Consider the following 256-nt stretch of genomic DNA (forward strand, 5'->3'; position numbering starts at 1 on the left):
TGCGGTGCGTCTCAGCGTGTTGCTCAGACGTGTTGGCTGCCGTGATTGCGGCAAACGCATGGAAGCCGTCAGTTGGCTGGATCGCTATGCCCGCATGACGCGCCGCCTGTCTGAGGCCGTCATTCAAGCCTGCGAGCGGCTGCCCACGCTGCACGTGGCTCAGATGTTTGGGCTGCATTGGGACACCGTGCGGCTGCTGGAGCGTCGAGCCTTGCAAGCGGCGTTGAGTATTTTGCCGAAGGCGCAGCCCCGGCGC

Annotated in this window: 1 protein-coding gene; it reads left to right on the plus strand. The window is 64.5% G+C overall.

All coding sequences use genetic code 11. The annotated features are described in order from the left end of the window. Positions 1-58: 58 nt before the first annotated feature. Positions 59-256: transposase family protein (locus tag ACM6G4_RS27425; protein WP_414915019.1), on the plus strand; the 198-nt coding region annotated here is incomplete at its 3' end.

Origin of the sequence: Pseudomonas sp. IT-P258, assembly GCF_949767825.1 — a bacterium.
Lineage (GTDB): Bacteria > Pseudomonadota > Gammaproteobacteria > Pseudomonadales > Pseudomonadaceae > Aquipseudomonas > Aquipseudomonas monachiensis.